Consider the following 6333-nt stretch of genomic DNA (forward strand, 5'->3'; position numbering starts at 1 on the left):
CAGGGCTGGGAGAAGGCGTCAGTGTGGCACCATCCCCGTGAATACATACGCCTGCAATACCGTCATGATACCAACGATGGTGGCGAACAACAGGCTATGTTTGAGGGTAAAGCGGAACAACTCGGATTCGCGCCCCACCAATCCGGTCGCGGCGCAGGCGACCGCGATCGATTGCGGCGAGATCATCTTGCCAGTCACCCCGCCGGTGGTGTTGGCCGCCACCAGCAAGGTATCCGACACATTGATCTGGTGCGCCGTGGTGTTTTGCAGGGAGCAGAACAAGGCGTTCGATGAAGTGTCCGATCCGGTCAGGAACACGCCCAGCCAACCGAGGAACGGCGAGAAGAACGGGAAGGCGGCGCCGGTGCCGGCCAATACCAGCGCCAGTGTCGAGGACATGCCGGAATAGTTGGCGACAAACGCGAACGCCAGCACCAGGCCGATGGACAGGATAGGACGGCGCAGTTCCACCACCGTATCGACCAGCGCGCGCAGGCCGGCCATCGGTTTGAAGCGCAGCAGCGCCATCGAGACAAGTGTGGACAACAGGATCGCGGTGCCGACGGCCGACAGCAGGTCCAGCTTGAAGACCGCCTCGTAGGCTTTGGGCACAGCCACGATAGGCGTCATCTTGACCACCATCTGGTCCAGATACGGCACATGGAATTTCATCACGGTGCCGGCCAGCGCACCGCTGCCGGCGAACAGCGCCTTGAACTGCGGCAGGCTCCATACGGTGACGACGGCGGTCAGGATGCCGAACGGCGCCCATGCACGCACCGTCTGCATCGTGCTGTATGGCGACTGCTTGCGGATACGCGGTTCCGCGCCGGTGGACGAGCCGCCGCCGAAGGTCGCCATCGCCGCCGTGCCGCCGCCCATTGAAATAGCGCTGCGGGCGCCGGCTTTGGCGCTGGCCGGTTGCCACACTTTCAGCAACGCCGTCAGCGAACCAAGGCTGACCAGGGCCGACGTGATGTCCGGCAGTTCAGGGCCGATGAAATTGGAGGTGATGTACTGCGTCACGGCGAAGCTGCCGCCGGCCACAAGCGCCGCAGGCCAGGTCTCCTTGATGCCACGCTTGCCGTCCATCATGAACACCAGCCAGAATGGCACCGCCAGCGACAGCAGTGGCAACTGGCGGCCAGCCATCGCGCCGATCTGCATGGCGTCGATGCCGGTGACCTGGCCGGCCACGATGATCGGTATGCCCATCGCGCCGAACGCCACCGGCGCCGTGTTGGCGATCAGGCACAGGCCCGCCGCGTAGAGTGGATTGAAGCCCAGGCCGACCAGCAGCGCCGACGTAATCGCCACCGGCGCGCCGAAGCCCGCCGCGCCTTCGAGGAAGGCGCCGAACGAGAAGCCGATCAGCAGCATCTGCAGGCGCTGGTCATCGGTAATCGACAGCACCGAGGCGCGGATGATATCGAGCTGGCCGGTACGGTCCACCACCTTGTACAGGAACACCGCGGTGACGATGATCCAGGCGATCGGCCACAGTCCGTAGGCGAAGCCGTAGCCCGCTGCGGCCAGCGCCTGCGGCACCGGCATGCCGTAGGCGAAGATGGCCACTGCCAGCGCGAGCGCCAGCGTCACTGCGGCGGCGACATGGCCTTTGATGCGCAGCACTGCCAGCGCGAGAAAGAAGAAAATGATCGGTACGGCGGCAACCAATGCCGACAGCCCCAAGCTGCCCAGCGGCGCGTAAATCTGATTCCAGGTTTGCATTGCGGTCTCCTCCAAGAGTACAAGTATTTTTTTGTAGAGCTAAACGATGCGACGAGTGTAAAGGCGCGGTGCAGGCTTTCGGTGGTACGAAAAGATGAAATGAATTGGCCGCAGCGGTGAAAATTATTCACTCCATGGCCAGGCGCCGCTGCAACGCTATTCGGCCTGCCCCCTTTCCCGTAGCAGGTCGGCCAGGCTGCGCGCGGCCGGCTTAAGCGGTTCGCGGTGACGGGTCCACCCCAGCTGGCTGCGCGGCGTGAACGCGCGCAGCCGCGTGGCGGCCCAGCGGAACAGGCGATACACGCCGGGCCGCGCGAACGCGCCACTCCAGAATCGCCACACCAGCCGTTCACTGCGGCTGAAACTGGCGCCCTGCCCGCGCAGCGCATGCTCGACCTTCTGCGCCGGATCGCGATTGGCCTCGGTACGCAGGCGGACCAGCAGCGCCGGTATCGGTATGCGTACCGGGCATACTTCGCCGCAGGCGCCGCACAGGCTGGAGGCGGTCGCCAGGTCGGCGGTCGCTTCAAGTCCCAGCAGGTGCGGCGATATGATCTTGCCGATCGGGCCGGGATAGGTGGTGCCGTAGGCGTGGCCACCCACCCGTGCATAGACCGGACAGTGGTTGATACAGGCGCCGCAACGGATGCACTGCAGCGTGGCGCGCAGCTGCTCGTCAGCATAGGCTTGCGTGCGGCCGTTATCGAGCAGCACCACGTGCAGTTCGCGCGGCCCGTCCATTTCGCCGGCTCGTCTCGGTCCGGTGATCAGGTTGAAATAGGTGGTGATGGCCTGCCCGGTCGCCGAGCGTGTCAGCAGGCTGGCCAGCGGCACGATGTGCTCCAGCTTTGCCACCACTTTTTCGATGCCCATCAAGGCGATGTGCACATCGGGCACGCTGGTCGACAGGCGGCCGTTGCCTTCGTTTTCGACCAGCCACAGGGTGCCGGTATCGGCCGCCGCGAAGTTTACGCCGGACAGGCCGATGTCGGCGTCGGCAAAGGCCTGGCGCAGCGCGCGCCGGCCGGCCTGGATCAGCGTGTCGACGTCTTCGCTGTAGGGCATGCCCGGTATGTGCTGCTCGAACAGCGCGCCAATGTCGGCACGGGTCTTGTGCACCGCCGGCATGACGATGTGCGACGGCTTCTCCCCCGCCAGCTGGACGATGTATTCGCCCATGTCGGATTCGATGCAGTCGATGCCGCGCTGCGCCATGTAGTGGTTCAGCTCCACCTCTTCGCTGGCCATCGACTTGCCCTTGATGATGCTGCGCGCGCCGCGCCGTTGGGAGATTTCGAGGATGATGGCGTTGGCTTCGTCGGCGGTTGCAGCCCAATGCACATGTGCGCCGGCCGCTTGCAGCTTTGCTTCGAACTGCGCCAGCAGTTCCGGCAGATGGGCCAGCGCGTGCTGGCGCACCGCTTCGCCAAGATCGCGCAGCTGTTCCAGTTCATCGTTATCGGGGAATTGCGCGCGGCGCTTGTCCTGCAAGAAGTCCATCGCGCCGCGCATGCTGCCGCGTAGTTTGGTGTCTTGCAGCGCGTCGCTGACGCGGGCACGGAAATCGGCCGGGGGCATGAATTTCAAAGGGGCGTTCATGCTGTCGCCTCCACTGCGTCGTCGTCGATGATGAACACCCACAGCGCACGCGGGCCGTGTGCGCCGTAGGCCAGCGTCTGCTGGATGTCCGAAGTCTTCGATGGGCCAGACACCAGTACCAGATTGGTCGGCATGGTGGCGCTCCAGGCTTCGGCGTGCATCGCCGCATGCAGGTCCGCATGCAGCGTGCTCGCATAGACCAGCGCCACATGCAGCGGCGGCACCAGCGACACTGTGCGCGGCGTACCCGCGTCGGGCGCCAGCACCAGCGTGCCGGTGGCGGCGATACCTGAGCGGGCCACGGTAAAGCCGGCGTCCATGTCGGCAAACAGCTGGTCCTTCCACTCTTCCAGCGGACGGTCGAACCTCACGGCACGCACTTCGGCCGGCAAGGCTGCGGCCAGCTTACCGCCTTCGGCACAGGCGGAATCGAGCAGCAGGCTACGGACGCCGGCGGCCGCGAGTTTTTGCGCCAGCAGCGCTGGCCAGTTGTTGATATCGACGCGCCATACGTCGGTGCGCACCAACGTCATCACGCGCTCCAGCGTGTCGGCCAGCTCGGTGCTTGACGCACCGCACAAGGGGCCGCGCGCATGGTGGGTATCGATGCGGTCGTCCAGTTCGCGTATCGGCATGCCGGGAGCCGCTGCGGCGGCGAGCAGCTTGCCCAATATGAGTTCGCGCGCGCTCATGCCGTCGCTCCGACCCGGCGCCACAGGAAGCTGGCCAGGTGCTCCACCTGCAGCGGCGCGCCCTGCCGCCTGGCGGCGTGGCCGATGTTGAGCAGGCAGCCGCAATCGGCGGAGACCAGCCGCTCGCACCCGGTGGCGCAGGCGGCGGCGATCTTGTCGCTGACCATAGCGCCGGAAATGTCGTCATGCTTGAGGGAGAAAGTGCCGCCGAATCCGCAGCACTCCGACTCATGGGCGTGCTCCACGCGCGTGACGCCGGGCAGCACGTCGAGCAAGGCCACGCCGTGGGCACGCGTGCCCATCTCGCGCCGGGCGCCGCAGGAAGTGTGTAGTACCACCTGCTCGTCCGGCTGCTGACGCACCTCGGAAAAATCAACGTGCAATACGTGCAGCAGGAATTCACTCAGCTCGTAGACGCGCTCGGACAACTCGCGCGCTTGCGCGGCGGCGCGCGGATCGTCGTCGAACAGCGTAGGCCAATGGTGGCGCATCATGCCGGCGCAGGACCCGGAGGGCACGATGACCGGCCACGGTTGGGCGAACAGATCAAGTTGCGCCCGCGCCACCGCACGTGCCTGTTCGGGATTGCCGCTGCTATAGGCGGGCTGGCCGCAGCAGCTCTGGCCGCGCGGAAAATGCACCGTCAGGCCTTCGCGCTCCAGCAGGCGGACGGCATCGAGCCCGGCTTCCGGCATGAACAGGTCGATCACGCAGGTGCCGAACAGGTAGACGTGTGGGTTGGCCTGGTCCGGGCCGGGCGGATAGTGTCGCGCTTGCATGTGAGGTCTCCTCTGTTTTTGCTTATTCGTCGGACAAGCTCCATAATTCCCGTGCATCGAAGCCGTCGCAAATTGGTTGGACCAACGGATACAACAGGGGAGCGTCGAATTGAAAACAAGCGGACTGGTCGAGGAGGTGTTGCGCAAGCTGGAGACGGCGCTGCTGGACGGCACTTATCCGGCCAACGCGCGCCTGCCATCCGAGCGCGCGCTGGCCGAGCTATACGAGGTGTCGCGCAATACGATACGCGAGGCGCTCCAGCGCCTGGGCGCGCGGGGTTTATTGCGCAGCAAGCATGGCGCCGGCGTCTTCGTCAGCGACCAGCTGCGCACCAGCACGGCGTCGCCGTGGGGGCAGCTGGTGACGGACCATCCGGCCGTGCTGGGCGATGTGCTGGAATTCCGGCGTGTGCTGGAAGGTGCGACCGCCTATTACGCGGCGCTGCGCGGCAACGATGAGGAACACGGACTGATCCGCGATTTATTGAGCGGCCTGGAGCAGGCCCGCATCGACAATGACCAGGCGGCCGAAGCGTCGGCAGACGCCCGCCTGCACGAGGCGATCGCGCTGGCCTCGCACAACAGCATGTTTTTGCATCTGCACGCCAGCGTGCTCGGCATCCTGCGCGAGCATATTACGTTGAACGGTTCCAGCCTGCGGGCGCTCGACGCCGAAGTGTCGGGCCAGCTGCTGCAGCAGCACCGCGCCATCTGCCAGGCCATTTGCGGACGCCGGCCGGAAGCGGCGCGCACCGCCATGCAGGCGCACATCGATTACGTGGTCAGCAGGATAGAATCGGCCTGACTGGTCCAACCAATCCGAACGGTCAGGGACCTTGCTCGACGCCCAGCGTGTAATACACCGTGTCGTCGTCGGTTGTGGCCTGGAAGCTCGCATAGCGCTGCGGCCCGCCCTTGCTAGCCGGCTTGATCTTCCACGCCATGTCGCATTCGCCCTTCACCGTGCTCGGCTTGCCGAAATTCCGGGTCAGGATTTTCTTGACGTAGGCGCAGTTGGCCGCGCCAATAAACGAAGCCTGGACCAGCTCGATATTGCCGCCGATCTCCGGCGACATCTCGAAGCTGTCGGTTTTGACGTTTTCAGCACATTCCACATTGCCGCGTTTGATCTGCGCGCGCGCGGGGCGCGTGCTTGGCTTGCACCACGGGGCCAGTTGCTGCATCGCCTGTTTCCAGTTGCTTGTGAACAGCTTGGGTGAGGCGATCACGTCAAAGACATGCTCCACGGGTGTCTGTTCGTTTTGCGCCTGGGCGCAGCAAGCGTTGATGGCCAGGTAGAGGCCCAGGATGGCGTAGCTTGATTTCATAAGATCCAGTCGGTTAGCGTTACATGCTGCTGACGAACGTAAAAAAGCCCACCAAGATCACTTGGTGGGCTTTTTCGTATAACTAGCCTGACGATAACCTACTTTCACACTGGTTGCAGCACTATCATCGGCGCAAAGTTGTTTCACGGTCCTGTTCGGGATGGGAAGGGGTGGGACCAACTTGCTATGGTCATCAGGCATTGA

6 protein-coding genes and 1 rRNA gene are annotated in these 6333 nt (G+C 64.5%); 1 reads left to right on the forward strand and 6 read right to left on the reverse strand.

What is annotated here, in order from left to right; translation table 11 throughout:
- Nucleotides 1–18: 18 nt before the first annotated feature.
- The 4 genes from KVP70_RS30900 to KVP70_RS30915 form a co-directional block, all read right to left on the reverse strand.
- The gene (locus KVP70_RS30900) at nt 19–1731 is read right to left on the reverse strand and encodes a lactate permease LctP family transporter (RefSeq protein ID WP_217946216.1); all 1713 of its coding nucleotides are present in this window, start codon (nt 1729–1731) and stop codon (nt 19–21) included.
- A 156-nt stretch (nt 1732–1887) separates the two neighbouring features.
- Nucleotides 1888–3330 (reverse strand): LutB/LldF family L-lactate oxidation iron-sulfur protein, encoded by a 1443-nt coding sequence (locus KVP70_RS30905; RefSeq protein ID WP_217946217.1) that lies wholly within the window; start codon nt 3328–3330, stop codon nt 1888–1890.
- A complete protein-coding gene (locus KVP70_RS30910; protein ID WP_217946218.1) occupies nt 3327–4022 on the reverse strand; it encodes a LutC/YkgG family protein in 696 nt (231 codons plus the stop codon). Before KVP70_RS30910 ends, KVP70_RS30905 begins: the two co-directional genes overlap by 4 nt.
- On the reverse strand, nt 4019–4801 hold the full coding sequence (locus KVP70_RS30915) for a (Fe-S)-binding protein (RefSeq protein WP_217946219.1): 783 nt from the start codon (nt 4799–4801) through the stop codon (nt 4019–4021). Before KVP70_RS30915 ends, KVP70_RS30910 begins: the two co-directional genes overlap by 4 nt.
- Before the next feature lie 109 nt (nt 4802–4910).
- Between KVP70_RS30915 and KVP70_RS30920 the strand changes: the two genes are divergently transcribed.
- On the forward strand, nt 4911–5606 hold the full coding sequence (locus KVP70_RS30920; RefSeq protein WP_217946220.1) for a FadR/GntR family transcriptional regulator: 696 nt from the start codon (nt 4911–4913) through the stop codon (nt 5604–5606).
- Between the two features lie 22 nt (nt 5607–5628).
- Here KVP70_RS30920 and KVP70_RS30925 read toward each other — a convergent pair whose 3' ends face one another.
- Together KVP70_RS30925 and rrf are read right to left on the reverse strand one after the other, a co-directional pair.
- Nucleotides 5629–6129 carry a hypothetical protein gene (locus KVP70_RS30925; protein ID WP_217946221.1) on the reverse strand — a complete coding sequence of 167 codons (501 nt, stop codon included), beginning with the start codon at nt 6127–6129 and terminating at the stop codon, nt 5629–5631.
- An 85-nt stretch (nt 6130–6214) separates the two neighbouring features.
- Nucleotides 6215–6327: ribosomal RNA gene (rrf, locus tag KVP70_RS30930) — 5S ribosomal RNA — on the reverse strand.
- Nucleotides 6328–6333 lie beyond the last annotated feature (6 nt).

This window comes from Duganella violaceipulchra (genome assembly GCF_019166075.1).
GTDB classification, from domain to species: domain Bacteria; phylum Pseudomonadota; class Gammaproteobacteria; order Burkholderiales; family Burkholderiaceae_D; genus Rugamonas; species Rugamonas violaceipulchra.